14 protein-coding genes are annotated in these 16,464 nt (G+C 73.5%); 8 read left to right on the top strand and 6 right to left on the bottom strand.

Annotated features, from left to right (window positions below; all coding sequences use genetic code 11):
* Positions 1 to 8: 8 nt before the first annotated feature.
* Positions 9 to 2,207 carry a SpoIIE family protein phosphatase gene (locus V6D49_RS25260; RefSeq protein ID WP_445330601.1) on the bottom strand — a complete coding sequence of 733 codons (2,199 nt, stop codon included), beginning with the start codon at positions 2,205 to 2,207 and terminating at the stop codon, positions 9 to 11.
* 396 nt (positions 2,208 to 2,603) lie between these two features.
* Positions 2,604 to 2,888: a DUF1540 domain-containing protein gene (locus V6D49_RS25265; RefSeq protein WP_340563287.1), complete on the bottom strand. Its 285-nt coding sequence runs from the start codon at positions 2,886 to 2,888 to the stop codon at positions 2,604 to 2,606.
* A gap of 267 nt (positions 2,889 to 3,155) precedes the next feature.
* Here V6D49_RS25265 and V6D49_RS25270 point away from each other — a divergent pair, with 267 nt between their 5' ends.
* Complete coding sequence (locus V6D49_RS25270; RefSeq protein ID WP_340563290.1) at positions 3,156 to 3,827, top strand: SAM-dependent methyltransferase; 672 nt, start codon at positions 3,156 to 3,158, stop codon at positions 3,825 to 3,827.
* Positions 3,828 to 3,849: 22 nt separating this feature from the next.
* Here the strand turns inward: V6D49_RS25270 and V6D49_RS25275 are convergent, their stop codons facing one another.
* The gene (locus tag V6D49_RS25275; protein ID WP_340563292.1) at positions 3,850 to 5,979 is read right to left on the bottom strand and encodes an MMPL family transporter; all 2,130 of its coding nucleotides are present in this window, start codon (positions 5,977 to 5,979) and stop codon (positions 3,850 to 3,852) included.
* A gap of 90 nt (positions 5,980 to 6,069) precedes the next feature.
* Between V6D49_RS25275 and V6D49_RS25280 the strand changes: the two genes are divergently transcribed.
* Positions 6,070 to 6,606: a MarR family winged helix-turn-helix transcriptional regulator gene (locus V6D49_RS25280; RefSeq protein ID WP_445330602.1), complete on the top strand. Its 537-nt coding sequence runs from the start codon at positions 6,070 to 6,072 to the stop codon at positions 6,604 to 6,606.
* A gap of 87 nt (positions 6,607 to 6,693) precedes the next feature.
* Here V6D49_RS25280 and V6D49_RS25285 read toward each other — a convergent pair whose 3' ends face one another.
* Genes V6D49_RS25285 through V6D49_RS25295 form a run of 3 tightly spaced genes read right to left on the bottom strand, consistent with a single transcriptional unit; the run spans position 6,694 to position 10,334 of the window.
* Positions 6,694 to 8,217 (bottom strand): aldehyde dehydrogenase family protein, encoded by a 1,524-nt coding sequence (locus tag V6D49_RS25285; protein WP_340563295.1) that lies wholly within the window; start codon positions 8,215 to 8,217, stop codon positions 6,694 to 6,696.
* Between the two features lie 54 nt (positions 8,218 to 8,271).
* Positions 8,272 to 9,261, bottom strand: a complete 990-nt coding sequence (locus V6D49_RS25290) for a LacI family DNA-binding transcriptional regulator (RefSeq protein ID WP_340563297.1) — start codon at positions 9,259 to 9,261, stop codon at positions 8,272 to 8,274.
* Positions 9,252 to 10,334, bottom strand: a complete 1,083-nt coding sequence (locus V6D49_RS25295; protein WP_340563299.1) for an aldose epimerase family protein — start codon at positions 10,332 to 10,334, stop codon at positions 9,252 to 9,254. Before V6D49_RS25295 ends, V6D49_RS25290 begins: the two co-directional genes overlap by 10 nt.
* Positions 10,335 to 10,450: 116 nt before the next feature.
* Between V6D49_RS25295 and V6D49_RS25300 the strand changes: the two genes are divergently transcribed.
* From V6D49_RS25300 to V6D49_RS25325, 6 genes are read left to right on the top strand one after another with little or no spacing between them, the layout of a single operon-like run.
* Positions 10,451 to 11,362 carry an NAD-dependent epimerase/dehydratase family protein gene (locus tag V6D49_RS25300; protein WP_340563301.1) on the top strand — a complete coding sequence of 304 codons (912 nt, stop codon included), beginning with the start codon at positions 10,451 to 10,453 and terminating at the stop codon, positions 11,360 to 11,362.
* 11 nt (positions 11,363 to 11,373) lie between these two features.
* The gene (locus tag V6D49_RS25305) at positions 11,374 to 12,279 is read left to right on the top strand and encodes a 5-dehydro-4-deoxyglucarate dehydratase (RefSeq protein WP_340563304.1); all 906 of its coding nucleotides are present in this window, start codon (positions 11,374 to 11,376) and stop codon (positions 12,277 to 12,279) included.
* Positions 12,276 to 13,370: a mandelate racemase/muconate lactonizing enzyme family protein gene (locus V6D49_RS25310; RefSeq protein WP_340563306.1), complete on the top strand. Its 1,095-nt coding sequence runs from the start codon at positions 12,276 to 12,278 to the stop codon at positions 13,368 to 13,370. The genes V6D49_RS25305 and V6D49_RS25310 overlap by 4 nt, the downstream gene beginning before the upstream one ends.
* Complete coding sequence (locus V6D49_RS25315) at positions 13,367 to 14,527, top strand: Gfo/Idh/MocA family protein (RefSeq protein ID WP_340563308.1); 1,161 nt, start codon at positions 13,367 to 13,369, stop codon at positions 14,525 to 14,527. Before V6D49_RS25310 ends, V6D49_RS25315 begins: the two co-directional genes overlap by 4 nt.
* Positions 14,524 to 15,516 (top strand): carbohydrate ABC transporter permease, encoded by a 993-nt coding sequence (locus tag V6D49_RS25320; protein WP_340563310.1) that lies wholly within the window; start codon positions 14,524 to 14,526, stop codon positions 15,514 to 15,516. Before V6D49_RS25315 ends, V6D49_RS25320 begins: the two co-directional genes overlap by 4 nt.
* Entirely contained in the window at positions 15,506 to 16,396 is an 891-nt protein-coding gene (locus V6D49_RS25325) for a carbohydrate ABC transporter permease (protein WP_340563312.1), read from the top strand. The genes V6D49_RS25320 and V6D49_RS25325 overlap by 11 nt, the downstream gene beginning before the upstream one ends.
* Positions 16,397 to 16,464 lie beyond the last annotated feature (68 nt).

Below are 16,464 nucleotides of genomic sequence, written 5' to 3' on the forward strand. Positions count from 1 at the left end.
CCGTCGTGTTAGCGGCGGCCGTCAGGCGGCGGGGTCGCGCTCCGCAGCAGCAGCATGGCGATGTCGTCGGTGTACCGGCCGGTGGGCCACACGCGACGGATCAGCCCGTCGACGAGGAGGTCGAGGCGCTGGTCACCGTGGGCGGCCAGGTGCTGGACGAGGGCGGCCGTGGTCCGGTCGATGTCCGTTCCGGGGGCCTCGACGAGCCCGTCGGTGTAGAGGGCCAGGGTGGTGCCCGGCCGCAGGGTCAGCCGGGTGACGGGATAGGGGCTGCCGAGGTCGATGCCGAGCAGCGGGGCGGGGTCGAGCGCGACGACCTCGGCCGGACGCCCCGGGTGGTGCAGGAGCGGGGGCGGGTGGCCCGCGCTGGCGATGGTGACCTGGTGGCGGCTCAGATCGAGGTGCGCGTAGAGGCACGAGACCAGCAGATCGCTCTCCAGGTCGGCGAGTACCCGGTTCGTTCGGTGGAGCACCTGGGCGGGCGGCGCGCCGGCGGTGGCGTGGATGGCGGTGCGCACCTGGCCCATCAGGGCGGCGGCCGCCACGTGGTGCCCCTGCACGTCGCCGATGACGGCGGCGGCGGTCGTGGCGTCGAGTCGGATGACGTCGTAGAAGTCGCCGCCGATGTCCATGCCGTGACTGGCCGGCAGGTAGCGCGCGGCGATCTCCAGCCCGGGCAGCTTCGGCAGACTGCGGGGGAGGAGGGCCTGCTGCAGGCCGTGGGCGAGGTCGTGCGCGGCGTCGTAGAGGCGCGCCCGGTCCAGGGCCTGGGCGACGAGCCCGGCCAGCGAGGTGAGGACGGCGCGTTCGTCGGCGGCGAAGACGTGCGGGCGCGCGTAGGACAGGACGCAGCAGCCCACCGGGCGTCCCGAGACGACCAGCGGCAGGAAGGCCCACGCCGCCTTGTCACTGATGTTCGGGGCCTTCGGGTAGCTGCGGGCCATCTCCGCGCGGTCGGCGAAGAAGAGCGGCGCGCCCGTGGCCAGGACCTGCCCCGCCGGGGTGAGGGCGGTGTCCAGGGCCAGGCCGTCGAGGCGGTCGATGATCTCCTGCGGGTACCCGTGGTGGCCGGTGATCCGCAGCCGGCCCGCGTCGGCGGTGGACAGGACCAGGCCGTCGGCCCCGAAGGCGGGCAGCACCTGGTCGGCGAGGAGTTCCACCACGTCGCGCACGGCGACGGTCTCGGTCAGCCCGGCCGCCAGGTGCACCAGTTGGTAGAGCCGTCCCGCCTGTGCGGTCCGGCTCGCCGCCGCGCCGGTGCGGTCCGGCGCGTCCGCGCGGTCCGGCGCGTTCGACGGGTCCCACCGCCCCCGCCGGCCCGCGTCGGACGCGTCGGCACCGGGATGGCCGTCGCCCGGCCCCGGCTCGGGGGTGATGCGCACGCTGATGCCGCTGACGTCGGGGAAGAGCTGGAAGTGCAGCAGGCGGTCCGGGGGGCGCAGCGCGCTGAAGGCCACGGGCTCGCGGCTGACGACGCAGCTGCGGTAGTGGTCCTCGACGACCGGGTCCTCCAGCCAGGGCAGGGACTGCCAGGGCCGGGTGCCGAGCAGCTGGTCGGTGTCGAGGCCGAGCAGCTCGGCGGCCGTGGTGGAGAGGAAGGTGATCCGCCCTTCGAGGTCGAGGGCCACGGCCCCTTCCGGCAGCCGCTCGGCGTAGTCGGCCGCAGCCTGGTTGGGACGCTCGCGACGGGGGCGGGAGCCGGTGACCGGGATGCGGAAGGGGTGCTCGGGGATGAGCGGCGGAGTGGGCGCCTCCTCCAGCGCGAGGGTGAGGCGCCGGGCCGCCGAGGTGATGTTGGCGCGCTCCCGCTCGCTCGCGGTCTCCGGGTGGGAGGCCGGCCACAGCAGGAGCAGGGCACCCCAGCAGCGGGACCGGCCGGGCAGCGGCGCGGCGGCCAGCGTCAGGCGGTACGGCAGTGTCGCCGCCGCGCGTGGGTAGGCGCGGGCCATCGCGTCCTGGGAGCCCATCCACACCAGACGCCCGTCGTGTACGGCGTCGGTCACCGGGGCCGGGGAGGTGAGGGGGATGCGCCGCCAAGGCGAGGCCACGTCCACGGGGATCCCGCACATCACCGCCAGGCACAGCGTCTCCGTGGCGTCGTCCAGGAGGTAGAGGCCGCCCGAGGAGGCCCCGGTCCGCCGTACGGTGTCGGCCAGCGCGTCGCCCAGGAGTCCGGGACCGCTCAGGCCCTCACCACGGCCGGGCACCGTGACCCCCTGGCCGGCCCCCGGACGCGGGCCTCCCGCCGTGCCACGGACCCCCGCCGGGACCCGGCACGACGGCTCGGGTCCACCGCCCTGCGGCCCTGTGCGGCCCGGCGGCGCGGTACCCGGCGCTGCGCCTGTCGCCCATACCGCGACCATACGCTCTGCGGGCCGAGCGTGGCGTGCCGTCGGACTCCGGTGCGCGCCGAGGTCCCGGTGCGTGCCCGCCCGGCCGCCCGGCGTGACCCCGCCGACGTCCTTGTGCGGCCTCCCACCGAGGCCGGGGCGGTCCTCGGCCGTCCGCCGTGGCACCCGACGAGCCCTGCCGGGCGCACCCGGCAGGGCTCGTGGTGTTTCGGGCCGGGCCCACGTGCGGGCGCCGACCGCGCGGCTCGCCGCTCAGGCCGGCGCGTACGTCATGCAGTCCACCGCGGACTCGACGTGTCCCACGGTGATGCCCGGAGCGCGGCACTCGAACTGCTCGTTGTGCCGGCAGTTGGCCACCTTGCACGCGCCGACCCGGCCGGTGGCGCTGGGGTCGCCGCCCTTCGCCGGTGCGTTGAGGTAGGTGTCGCAGTGGGGGTGGCGCATGTCACCCACCGTGATGGCCTGCGCGTGGCAGGCCTGGTCCCTGTTGTAGACGCACTCCTCGACCGTGCATTCCCGTACTACTGGCATCTCCATGAAAGGTCTCCTCGGAAGTTCTCGGCGAACGGGCCGGCGGGCGGAGTCCGCGCGCGCCGACGGCCCGTCGCGCCGGTGCGGGCTTCTCACGACCGTCTCACCCACGGCGCCGGGGCGCCCGCGCACGCCGCCGGTGCTACGCCCAGGTGGAGCAGTGCGGCCACCGCCGCGCGGCCGGTTTGCCGTTCCGGCAAGCTCTTTTGATTCCCGCGCGACGCCGAGTGAACCTGGCGCCCGGAACCACCGAGACCGTGCCGAGGAGTGCCGATGTCCGAAGAACCGACCACCTCCGCCGAATCCACCGCACCGGGTACGCCCGAGGACGCGCGGACGTTCTGGGAGGAGCGCTACCGCGACAGTGACCGCGTCTGGAGCGGCAACCCGAACCCCCTGCTCGTCCGCGAGGTGGCCGGCCTGGAGCCGGGCCGTGCCCTGGACCTCGGGTGCGGGGAGGGCGCCGACGCCGTCTGGCTGGCGTCGCACGGCTGGCGGGTCACGGGGGTGGACGTCTCGAAGACCGCCCTGGACCGCGCGGCGGCCCACGCCGAGGCCGAGGGGGTGGCGGACGGGGTCACCTGGGAGCGCCACGAGCTGGGGAAGACGTACCCCGAGGGGAGCTGGGACCTCGTCAGCGCCCAGTTCCTCCAGTCACCCGTCGAGCTGGACCGGGGTCGCGTCCTGCGCTGGGCGGCCTCCGTCGTCGCGCCCGGCGGGACGCTGCTCGTCGTCATGCACGCGAGTTGGCCCTCCTGGCAGGGCGAGCACGACCACCCGTTCGCGGCCGACTTCCCGACCCTCCAGGACGTCCTGGGCGAGCTGGCGCTTCCCGCCACGTGGCGGGTGGAAACGCTTGAAGAGGTCGAGCGTGACTCCCCCTCGCCGGAGGGGGCGCCGGGGACGCGGGGGGACAACGTCTGGCGGTTCACCAGGACCGCCTGACGCCGTCCCCCCGGGTGTGGGCTCAGCCGCCGTCCGCTGCCGCCGACCGTGCCTTCTCGGCCGGCTCGCCCGGTTCCCGCGCCGGACCGTCGGCGCGCAGGCGGCTGGGCCACCACACCGCCGGTCCGATCCACCGCACGAGGGCGGGGACGAGGAGGGAGCGGACGACGAGGGTGTCCAGCAGCACGCCGAAGGCGACGATGAAGGCGATCTGGACCAGGAAGGAGAGCGGGATGACCGCGAGCGCGGCGAACGTGGCCGCGAGCACGACACCGGCGGAGGTGATGACGCCACCGGTGGCCGTGAGCCCGGTGAGCACGCCCCTGCGGGTGTCGGACCGGAGCGTCTCCTCCCGCACGCGGGTCATCAGGAAGATGTTGTAGTCGACGCCCAGCGCCACGAGGAACACGAAGCCGTACAGCGGCACCGACGGGTCGGTGCTCGTGAACCCGAGCAGGTGCTCGAAGACGAGCGCCGAGACGCCGAGCGTGGCGAAGAAGTTCAGCGCCACGGTGGCCACCAGGAGCACGGGCATGAACAGGGACCGCAGCAGGACGGTCAGGATGAGCAGGATGATCACCAGCACCACCGGGGTGATCACCTCACGGTCCCGTTCGGCCGTGGTGCGGGTGTCGTAGGTCTGCGCGGTGTACCCGCCGACGAGGGCGTCCGACCCCGCGACGTCGACCGCCTCCCGCAGCCGCTGCACCGTCCGCTGCGCGGCGTCGCTGTCGCTGGGCGCCTCCAGGGTGGCGTTGACGAGGACCCGTCCGTCGACGACCAGCGGGGCACCGGCGCCCGGGCGCGGCCCCTCGGTGAGCACGTTCACCTCGGCGACGCCCTCGGTCTCCCGGGCCGCCGAGGTCACCTGCTCGGCGGCGTCCGCGTCGGCGATGATCACCGCCGGGTTGCCGGAGCCACCGGGGTAGTGCTCGCTCAACCGTTCCTGGGCCTCCACCGACGGGGCGTCACCCACGAACGTCTCGCTCAGCGGCGCGCCGTCGGTGCGCAGCGTCCCGGAGAACGCGGCGGCGGCGCACAGCGCCACGAGGGTCGCCGCCACCACGCGGCGCGGCCTGCGGTCGACCAGCGAGGCGACCCGCTCCCACACGCCCTGCTGCCCCGTACCGGCCTGCCGGGGGCGTGCGGGCCAGTAGGCCGCCCGCCCCAGCAGCGCCAGGGCCGCGGGCAGGAAGGTGAGGGTGGTGAGCACGGCGCAGGCGATGCCGATCGCGCCCACCGGGCCCAGCGCGCGGTTGTTGGTGAGGTCGCTGAGCAGCAGGGCGAGCAGGCCGAGCGCGACGGTCGCGGCGCTGGCCACGATGGCTCCGGACGAACGCCGCACGGCCGCCGTCATCGCCGCCAGCCGGTCGTGCCCGTCGGCGAGCTCCTCCCTGAAGCGGGCCGACAGCAGCAGGGCGTAGTCCGTCGCCGCTCCGATGACGAGGATGGACAGGATGCCCTGCACCTGCCCGTCCACCCGGACGACGTCCCGCTCCGCGAGCTGGTACACGACGGCACTCGCCACCGACAGCGCCATGACGGCCCCCGCCATGACGACCAGCGGCAGCAGCACACTGCGGTAGACCAGCAGCAGGATCAGCAGGACCACGCCGAGGGCGACGAACAGCAGGAGCTCGTCGATCCCCGCGAACGCCTCGCCGAGGTCGGCCTGCGTGGCCGCCGGACCGGCCACGTAGGCGGTCGTCCCGGAGACGCCCTCCGCCGCCTCCCGCAGCGCGTCGACGGCCGTGCCCGTCTCCTCGCCCAGATCGCCGCTCAGTTGGACGACGGTCTGCAGCGCCTCACCGTCCCGCGAGGGCACCACGGGGGAGGGGCGGCCGGTGACGCCCTCCGTCTCGGCCAGCCTGCTCGACGCGGCCTCGGCCTGCTCGCGCTGGGCGGGGGAGACGGCCTCGCCGTCCGTCGTCCAGATCACGATCGCCGGGACGGTGTCGTCCTGCCGGAAGTCCTCCTGGGCCTCCAGGACGCGGGTGGACTCGGCGCCCTGGGGCAGGAACGCCGTCTGGTCGTTGGTGGCGACCTCGCCCAGCTTCCCCGCGTAGGGCCCCGCGGCCCCTCCCACGACGAGCCAGACGAGCAACAAGGCGACGGGCAGCAGCCAGCGCGGCGCGCGCGACGTGAGTCGCATGGCACACCTTTCGGTCGGGTACGCGGCACAGGCCGCCTCGGACGGCGACCAAGATATCTCAATCATCGAGAGAACTCTTAGGGTGGGGGTGTGAGCACACCCGACGAGCGGCCCCCCGCCGGGGCGACGACACCCGGACCCGACCGTCCCGGACCCGACCTGCTCGCCCTGGCCGTCCGGCTGCGGGGCATCACCGCGAGCGTCACGCGCACCGGGCAGGACTTCGCCCGGAGCCATGGCCTGCACCACACCGACCTGCTGGCCCTCATCGCGATCCTGGACGGAGACGGGCATGGCGGCCCGATGACGCCGGGCCGGCTCCGCGCCCACCTGAACCTCACCTCGGGTGCTGTCACCGCCTGCCTGGACCGCCTCGAACGCGGCGGTCACATCACCCGCACCCGCGACACGGCCGACGGACGGGTCGTGCACCTGCACTACGCCCCCGCCGGGCGCACCGTCGCCCGTGAGGCGTTCCGCCCGCTGGCCCGGCGCACCGAAGCCGTCCGCCGCCGCTTCACCGCCGAGGAGATCGAGGTCGTCCTGCGCTTCCTCACCGCGCTGGACGACGAACTCGACGCCGAGGCCCGGCCCGACACCGACCCCCCACCCCGCCCCCGCACCTGACCCCACCCCCGCGCCGATCCGCCGCCCGGCGCGGGCGGCCGGCGCGGTGCGGCGCCCGGGCCGCGGTCGGTGCCCGGGCGCCTCCGCTCAGTACCGCCAGGCGCCGTCGACGCGGCGGGGGAGCCCCAGCGGGTTGTCCTCGCGCAGCTCCGGCGGGAGGACGGAGGCCGGGGCGTTCTGGAAGACCACCGGCCGCAGCCAGCGCGTCACCGCCGCCGCGCCGACCGACGTGGCCGGTGAGGTGGCCGCCGGGTAGGGCCCACCGTGGTGCTGCGCCCAGGTGACGGCGACGCCCGTCGGCCAGGCGTTGACCACCACCCGTCCCGAGGAGCGGGCCAGCACCTCCACCCAGGGCGAACCGGCGGCCAGTTCCCCCGGGCCCAGCTGCACGGTGCCCGTCAGACTGCCCGCCAGGCCGGCCAGGACCCCTTCGGCCTCGGCCCGGGAGCCGTAGCGCACCACCACGGCCAGCGGGCCGAAGCACTCCTCGCCCAGCAGCGGCGTGAACCCGTCGGCGTCGACCGTCAGCAGCCCGGCGGAGACCGCGGTGCCGTCCACGGACGGCTCCACGAGCCGCGTCACGCCCGGTGTGGCCGTCCGCTCCCCGACGCCGGTCACGAACGACTCCCGGATCCGCTCGGTCAGCAGCGCCCCGCCGGGCACCTCGGCCAGCCGCCCCGCCAGCAGCCGCACCAGCTCGTCGCCGTCCTCGCCGCGCGGTACCAGGACGACTCCGGGCTTGACGCAGAACTGCCCCAGGCCCAGGGCCACCGACCCGGCCAGCCCCTCGGCGATCTCCGCTGCCCGGATGGCCGCCGCTTCCTCGGTGACCACCACGGGGTTCACGCTGCCCAGTTCGCCGTGGAAGGGAATCGGCACCGCACGCGCCGCCACCTCGTCGAACAGCGCGCGTCCGCCGGCCACCGAGCCGGTGAATCCGACGCCCGCCACCCGCTCGTGCCGCACGAGCAGCAGGCCCGCGTCGAAGCCGTGGACCACCCCCAGCACCCCGGGCTCCAGCCCGGCCCTCCCGGCCGCCCGCCGCAGCGCGGCGGCGCACAGCTCCGAGGTGTGCGGGTGTCCGGGATGAGCCTTGACCACCACCGGGCACCCCGCCGCCCAGGCGCTGGCGGTGTCCCCGCCGGGCACGGAGAACGCCAGCGGGAAGTTGGAGGCGGCGAAGACGGCGACGACGCCGAGAGGAACCTGGTAGCGCCGCAGGTCGGGCCGGGCCGGCACCACGCCGGTGTCGGCGTGGTCGATCGTCACACCGAGATGGCCACCGTCGGCGACCTCGTCGGCGAACAGCCGGAACTGGGCGACGACCCGGGCGAGTTCGCCCTCCAGACGCGGTACGCCGAGGCCGGTCTCGGCGTCGGCGGCCGCGATGATCCGCTCGCCGTCGGCCGCGATCTCCCGCGCCGCGGCCCGCAGCAGCGCGATGCGCACCTCGCGGTCCCGCAGCGGTGGCGCCGCGTCGGCCGCCGCCCGCACCGCCGCGTCCACCTCGCCCGGCGTCGAGGCGCTCGTCTCCCAGTCACGCGGACGGCCCGACCGCGCGTCCCTGCTGACCACCCGGCTCGGCTCGTGGGTGTCGTGTGCCGTCCTCATGCGGACCCTGCCTCTCCTCGTCGTTCGTCTGATCCGGGCGGCGCCGCGCCCCGCTCACCCGCGCCGGACCGGCCCGGTGGACTCCCGCACGGTGAGACCGGTCGCCAGACTCGCCTGCGCGCTGACGCCGCCACCGCCGTCGGTGATCGTCTGCAGCAGAAGGTCGACCGCCGTCCGCCCGGCGGCCGGGGTCGGCATGACGATCGTCGTCAGTTTCGGCCGGTTCAGCCGGCCCGCCACCGTGTCGTCGACGCCGACCACGCTCACGTCCTCGGGCACCTGGACGTCCAGGTGCCCGAGCCCCTCGATGACGCCGATCGCCACCAGGTCGTTGTAGGCGATCACGCCCGTGGCCCCGGTCCGCCGCACGCGTGCGGCGGCCGCCGCTCCGCCCTGCTCGGTGGGGGCGTTGGGGCCGCTGACGGTCAGCTCCAGGCCGTGCTCCGCGGCCGCGCTCCGCGCGGCCTGCTCCATCTGCTTGCTGCTCCACGAGCCGCGCGGGCCGGCCAGCACCATCAGCCGCCGGTGCCCCAGGCCGGCCAGGTGGGAGACGGCCAGCTCGGTGCCGTGGCCGACGTCCATCAACACCGCGGACACGCCCTTGACCTGCCGGTTCACCACGACGAACGGCAGGTCGAGGCTGAGTCGTTCGATCTGCTGGTTGGCCAGTCGCGGGGCCACCAGCACGACCCCGTCCACCTGTTTGGCCAGCGTGCCGATCAGTTCCTCCTCGGCCTGCGGGTCCTCGTCGGTGTCGGCCACGAACACGTGGTACTCCCGTTCCCGCGCGTAGGCCTGTGCGGCCTTGATCAGCGGCGGGAAGAACGGGTTGGCGATGTCGGCGACGATGAGGCCGAGGTTGTGGGTGCGCCCGGTGGTCAGCGCCGAGGCCGCGCGGTTGGGTCGGTAGCCGAGCTGCCGCGCGGCGGCCATCACCCGTTCCCGGGTCGCGGCGTTCACCAGGTGCGGCGCCGACATCGCCCGGGAGACCGTCGACACGTGCACCCCGGCCAGCGACGCGACGTCGCGGATGGTCACCGCCACAGCCCAACCCCCTTCGTGTCGGCGGCCCTCTGCTGCCCGAGGTCCGTGCCGAACCGGTACACCGTAGTGGAGCGGTACTCCTGGCCCGGACGCAGCACCGTGGTGGGGAAGGAGGGGCGGTTGGGGGAGTCCGGGAAGTGCTGGGTCTCCAGGCACAGGCCGCTTCCCGGGCCGAACTCGGCGTCGCCGAGCCGGTGGCCGGAATAGCACTGGAGGCCCGGCTCGGTCGTGAGCACCTCCATGGTGCGTCCCGAGCCGGGCTCCCCGAGCCGGGCCACCGGGCGCAGGGAGCCCGCCGGGGTGCGCAGGACGTAGCAGTGGTCGAAGCCCCCGGCGATCCTCAGCTGGGGGTGGTCCTGCGCGAGCCGCTCACCCAGTGGCCCCGGGTTGCTGAGGTCGAAGGGTGTGCCGGCGACGGGGGCGAACTCGCCGGTCGGTATGAACTCCTCGTCCACCGGCAGGAAGTACTCCGCGTCCACGACCAGCCGGTGGTCCTCGACGCCGCCGTGGCCGGCGAGGTTGAAGTAGCTGTGGTTGGTGAGGTTGACGTGCGTGGGCGCGTCGGTGACCGCGTGGTAGTCGAGGCGGAGATCCGTGTGCGTTTCACTCGCGGACACCCCGTAGCGCAGTGTCACGTCCAGGGTGCCCGGATAGCCCGCGTCGCCGTCCGGGCTGCGGTGGCTCAGCGTGAGGTGGTCCGGCGTCGCCTCGACGACCCGCCAGACGCGGGCGTGGAAACCCTCCGGCCCGCCGTGCAGGCTGTTGCGGCCGTGGTTGCGCGGTAGCCGGTACTCCAGGCCGTCCAGGGTGAAGGCGGCGTCGGCGATGCGGTTGCCGTAGCGGCCGATCACCGAGCCGAAGAAGCGGCTGCGGGTCAGGTAGTCCTTCATCGAGTCCAGCCCGATCACCACGTTGCCCGGTGTCCCGGACACGTCCGGGACCTGAAGGCACTGGACGACGCCCCCGTAGGTGAGCACGCCGGCCGAGATGCCCCCGGCGCGCAGCGTGTACCGGTGCACGGGGACGCCCCGGGGGTCCGTCCCGAACTCTTCTCCCACTCCGTCTTCAGTCACGTCCCCCACCCTAGGCGGAAACCGGTTGCAATCAATACCTGCGCAAGGTCTTGACCCGCTTGATTTTCTGGGCCACGGTTCTGCAACCGCTTGCTGTGAAGGGGAGATTGGGTCTGATGAAGGTTCTCGTAACCGGCAGCGCCGGGCGCTTCGGCCGAGGCGTCGTGGCCACGCTGGCCGAAGCGGGCCACGAGGTCGTCGGGGTGGACATCGGCCCCGACGACAGCGGGCTGTGCGCCGCCTCGCTGCCGGCCGACATGACCGACGCCGGGGAGGCATTCGAGGTCGTCTCCCGGCACCGGCCCGAGGCCGTCGTGCACCTGGCCGCCATCGCGACCCCGTTCAGCAGGACCGACACCCTCACCTACCGGGTCAACACGCAGGCGGCGTTCAACGTCTGCCAGGCCGCCCTGCACGGCGGGGTGCGCCGCGTCGTCGTGGCGAGCAGCCCCACCGTGATCGGCTACGGCGCTCCGGACGGCAGCTGGCGGCCCAGCCGGCTGCCCATCGACGAGACGCACCCGGTGCGGCCGTGGAACGCCTACAGCCTCTCCAAGGCCGCCGCCGAGCAGATCACCCGCTCCTTCGCCGTGGCGGCCGGTGACCGCACGGCCTTCGCGGCGCTGCGGCCCTGTTTCGTCATCGCCCCCGAGGAGTGGGCCGGAGCGCCCACCCAGAGCGGGCACACGGTGCTCGAGAGGCTGGACGACCCCGCGCTCGCCGGCACCGCGCTCTTCAACTACCTCGACGCGCGCGACGGCGGCGAGTTCGTCCGGGTGCTGCTCGACGCACTGCCCGAACTGCCCAACGGCGAGGTCTTCTTCGCCGGGGCCGCCGACGCGCTCGCCCGTCGTCCGCTGGCCGAGATCCTGCCGGCGGTCCACCCGGAGCTCGCCGGGACCGCCGGAGCCCTGACCGGTACCGCACCCGCCTTCTCCACCGCCAAGGCCGAGCGGCTGCTCGGCTGGCGCCCGCTGCGCAGCTGGCGCACCGAACTCGTCGAACCGTCCGTGCCGGACCTGCCCTGATGGGAAAGCCCATGAAGCTCTCGGGAGTGCTCTTCTTCCCGGCCACCCCCTTCGACCCGCGCGGCGAGGTGGACCCGTCCGTACTGCGCGAACACATCACCACGGGTCTGGCCCACGGGCCGGGAGGCGTCTTCGCCGCCTGCGGCACCGGTGAGCTGACCTCGCTCTCCGAGCGCGAGCAGGCTCTCGTGGTGCGCACCGCCGTGGAGGCGGCCTCCGGCGAGGTGCCCGTGTTCGCCGGGGCCGGCGGACCGCTGGGCACCGCGCTCCACCACGCCCGGGCCGCCGCCGAGGCGGGCGCGGACGGTCTCCTGCTCCTGCCCCCCGTGGCCCGGGGCGCCGTCGACGGCCTGTCCGCCTACGTGGCGGCCGTCGCCGAGGTCGGCCTGCCGGTGGTGCTCTATCAGCGGGCTCCACTGGTCCTGGAGTCGTCCACGGTGGTCGAACTGGCCGGTATCCCGGGCGTGGTCGGCTTCAAGGACGGCCTCGGGGACATGGACCGGATGCAGCGCATCGTCCTCGCGGTCCGCGCGGCCCTCGGCGAGAGGGAGTTCACCTTCTTCAACGGGTTGCCCACCGCCGAACTGACCCAGCCCGCCTACCGGGCGATCGGTGTGGACCTGTACTCCTCCGCCGCGTTCAGCTTCGTCCCGGAGGTCGCCACCGCGTTCGCGCGTGCGCTCCCCGCGGGGACGCCGGTGGCCACGGAGCTCCTGACGAGGTTCTACGCCCCCCTCGCGGAGCTGCGCTCGCGGGTGCCGGGCTATGCCGTCTCGCTGGTCAAGGCCGGTCTGCGGCTGCGCGGCGTGGCGGCCGGTCCCGTGCGGGCGCCGCTGACCGAGCCGTCCCCGGAGCATCTGGCGGAGCTGTCCCGCATCGTCGACGCCGGCCTCGGCGTGGTGAGGGACGCCGCATGACGCTTCCGAGGATCACCGCGCTGACCGCCCGGCACGTCCGGGTGCCGCTACCGCGCCCGTGGGGACCGGACGTCCCCGCGAACCACCTGGTCGTGGCCCGGCTCGAACTGGACGACGGCCGCACCGGCACGGGGTTCAGCTGGACGCCACGGGCCGGGGCGAGCGCCGTGCACGCGCTCCTGATGAGGGACTGCAAGGAGGCGGTGCTGGGGCTGCCCGCCCACCCGGAGACGGTCTGGGACCTGCTGTGGAACCGGCTGCACGAGGCGGGCTCCGGCGGCGTCACCACGCTGGCCATGGCCGCGGTGGACACCGCGCTGTGGGACCTGCGCGCCGCCGCCGCCGGGCACGGCCTGGCCGACGAGCTGGGCCGTCGCCGGGAGTCGGTGCCCGTCTACGGCAGCGGCATCAACCTGCACTACACGCGGGACGAGCTGGTCGCCCAGGTGGGGCGCTGCGTCGCGCGCGGCGCGTCGGCGGTGAAGATCAAGGTGGGCCACGCCTCGTGCGCGGTGGACGCCGAGCGGGTCGCGGCCGTCCGGGAGGCCATCGGGCCGGACGTCCTGCTGATGATCGACGCCAACCAGCGCTGGGATCTGCTCAGGGCCCGCCGCGCGCTGACCGCCCTGGCTCCCCACGACCCGTACTGGATCGAGGAGCCGCTGCTCGCGGACGACCTGACCGGGCATGTGCGGCTGCGCCGGGAGTGCGGTCTGCCGGTCGCGGTGGGGGAGAACATCCGCACGGTGCACGGCTTCAAGCAGTGGCTGGACGCCGGCGCCTGCGACGTCGTGCAGCCGAACGTGGCGCGGGTCGGCGGGATCACCCCGTTCCGCAGGATCGCCGAACTGGCGGCGCTCTACTCCGTCCCCGTCGTCCCGCACCTGCTGCCGGACGTCTCCGGTCAGCTGGCCTGCGCGCTGCCCCTGCCGACCATGGTCGAGGACGTGGAGGACGCCTCGTTCGCCGCGCTCGGGCTGCTGCGGGACGACGGCCCCGTGGAGATCACCGGAGCGCGCCTGCGCACCACCGGCCGCCCGGGACTGGGGCTGGACTTCGCCCTCGACGGGCTGACGGAGGTGGCCCCGTGAACGCGGTGCGCGTGGTGCTGGCCGGCATCCACGGCTTCGGACGCAACTACCTGCCGGTGCTGCGCGACCTGGCCGCCGAAGGCATCGCCGAGCTCGCCGGCGTGTGTGACCTGCGGCCGGCCTCCCCGGACCAGCTGGCCGGCCTGGGCCGCCCCGGCCAGTCGACCGACCTCGCCGAGCTGGTGCGACGGCACGACGCCTCCCTCGCCGTCGTCGCCACCCCTCCGCACACCCACGCGCCCCTGGCGCTGGCCACGATGCGGGCGGGCGCACACGTCCACCTGGAGAAGCCGCCGGCGGCGTCCTTCACCGCCTACCTCCAGCTGCTCGCGGAGAGCGGGCGGCTGCGCCGGGCGGTGCAGGTCGGCTTCCAGAGCCTCGGCTCCGATGCGCCGGGCCGGGTGCGCGAGCTGATCGCCTCCGGAGCCGTGGGCCGGGTCCGGGGGATCTCCGCGACGGCCGCCTGGAGCCGGGACACCGCCTACTACCTGCGCGCCCCGTGGGCCGGGCTGCGGCGCCTCCCCGACGGCACCGACGTGGTCGACGGCGCGCTGACCAATCCCCTCGCCCACGCGGTGGCCACGGCCCTCGCGGTGGACGGCGGGGAGATCGTCTCGCTGGAGACCGAGCTCTACCGGGCCTTCGACATCGAGGCGGACGACACCTCCTGCCTGCGCGCGGTCACCCGGGGCGGGCTCGCGGACGGCGCCCCGCTGCTGGTCGCGGTGACGCTCGCGGCACCGGAGCAGACCCCACCCGTCATCACGGTGACCGGTGAGCGGGGGCGGATCAGCTACTGGTACACCGAGGACCGGGTGCGGCTGGAAGCCGCCGGCCGGCCACCCGTCGAGAGCGTCGAGCACCGGACGGTGCTGCTGCGCCACCTCGTCGAGCAGCTGCACGCCCACGGCCCGGAGGACCCGCCGCGGGCGCTGGTCCCCCTGACCTCGGTCCGCTCCTTCATGCAGGTGCTGGAGGCCGTCCGTGCCGCCGCGCCGCCCGTGCCGCTGGTCGCCGCGCGGGACCTGCCCGCTCAGGGCGGAGCGCGGCGTCGGGTGCTGCCCGGAATCACCGAACTCATCACCACCGCCGCGGAACGCGGAGCGCTCTTCTCGGAGCTGCCGCGGTTCTCCACGGTCGCCGGGAGGAATCCATGACGCACGCCGACGTGCATCCTCATCAGACCGCCCCACCCGGGGCGCGGCCCGCACCCGTGGCTCCGGGCCCCGGTGCGGACGTCGTGCGGGCCGACCGCGCCCGCCGCAGGAGGCGGCGCAAGGAAGCGCTGACGGCCTACCTGTTCCTGGCGCCCTGGTTCGTGGGTCTGGTGCTGATCACCGCCGGGCCGCTGCTCGGCTCGCTGTACCTGTCGTTCACCGACTACAGCCCACTCGGCGGCGCGAACTGGGTGGGGGTGGACAACTACACCCGGATGTTCGACGATCCGCGTTTCACCAAGGCCCTGACCAACACGGCGGTCTACGTCTTCGTCTCGGTGCCGCTCCAGCTCGCCTTCGCCCTGGCCCTGGCCCTGCTCCTGGACCGGGGCGTGCGCGGACTGTCGATCTACCGCTCCGTCTACTACCTGCCCTCCCTGCTCGGCAGCAGCGTCGCCATCGCCATCCTGTGGCGGAAGGTCTTCGGCGCGGACGGCCTCTTCAACGAGTTCCTGTCTGTCTTCGGGGCGGACGGCCGCAGCTGGGTGGCCGACCCCTCCACCGCGCTGGGCACCCTCATCGTGCTGAACGTCTGGACGTTCGGTTCGCCGATGGTCATCTTCCTCGCCGGACTGCGCCAGATCCCGCCCAGCTACTACGAGGCGGCGAGCATCGACGGGGCGGGGAAGCTTCGGAAGTTCTTCTCCATCACGCTTCCGCTGCTGACCCCGATCATCTTCTTCAACCTGGTCCTGCAGCTCATCAACGCCTTCCAGTCCTTCACCCAGGCCTATGTCGTGAGCGGGGGAAACGGAAGTCCGGCGGACTCGACGCTCTTCTACACGATGTACGTGTACATCAAGGGATTCACCTCCTTCGAGATGGGATACGCCTCGGCGATGGCGTGGTTCCTCGTCGTCATCATCGCCGCTCTGACCGGTATCAACTTCATCGTGTCGAAGTATTGGGTGTTCTACGGTGACAAGTGAGAAGAACCGAACCTCGGACCTGAACGACACGCTCCTGGCCAGGACGCTGCTCGCCGTGCGCGGGAAGAAGCTGTTCACCCATGCGGCACTCATCCTGTTCGGGCTGGCGATGCTGTATCCGCTGCTGTGGATGATCTCCAGCGCCCTGAAGCCGGAGGAGGTCATCTTCCGTGAACAGGGCCTGATCCCCACGTCCTTCACGCTGGAGAACTTCAGCAACGGATGGAACGCCATGCGGCATTCCTTCGGCCACTACTTCCTCAACTCCGCGATCATCACCGCCGGCGCCGTGGTGGGGAACCTGTTCGCCTGCTCGCTGGCCGCCTACGCCTTCGCCCGCCTGGAGTTCCCGCTCAAGCGGTTCTGGTTCGCACTGATGCTGGGCTCCATCATGCTGCCCCTGCACGTGGTGATCGTGCCGCAGTACATCCTCTTCTCGGAGATCGGCTGGCTGAACACCTTCCTCCCGCTGATCGCGCCCAAGTTCCTCGCGACGGACGCCTTCTTCATCTTCCTCATGGTGCAGTTCATCCGCACCCTGCCCCGGGACCTGGACGAAGCCGCCCTGATCGACGGTGCCGGGCACTGGCGGGTCTTCAGCCGGATCATCATTCCGCTGTCGATGCCGGCACTCGCCACCACCGCGATCTTCACGTTCATCTGGACCTGGAACGACTTCCTGAGCCAGTTGATCTTCCTCACCGATCCCGACATGCACACCGTGCCGATCGCGCTGCGGCACTTCCTGGACTCCACCGGGGAGTCCTCCTGGGGACCGATGTTCGCGATGTCGGTCCTCTCGCTCGGGCCCATCTTCGGCTTCTTCCTCGCGGGCCAGAAATACCTGGTCCGAGGCATCGCCACCTCGGGCCTCAAGTAACACCTCGGGCGGCCGCGACATGGCGCACCGCCGCACCACCGAAAAACACCGCCGTCACGGGCGGGAAA

The organism is Streptomyces sp. GSL17-111, from assembly GCF_037911585.1.
In the GTDB taxonomy this organism is placed as follows: domain Bacteria; phylum Actinomycetota; class Actinomycetes; order Streptomycetales; family Streptomycetaceae; genus Streptomyces.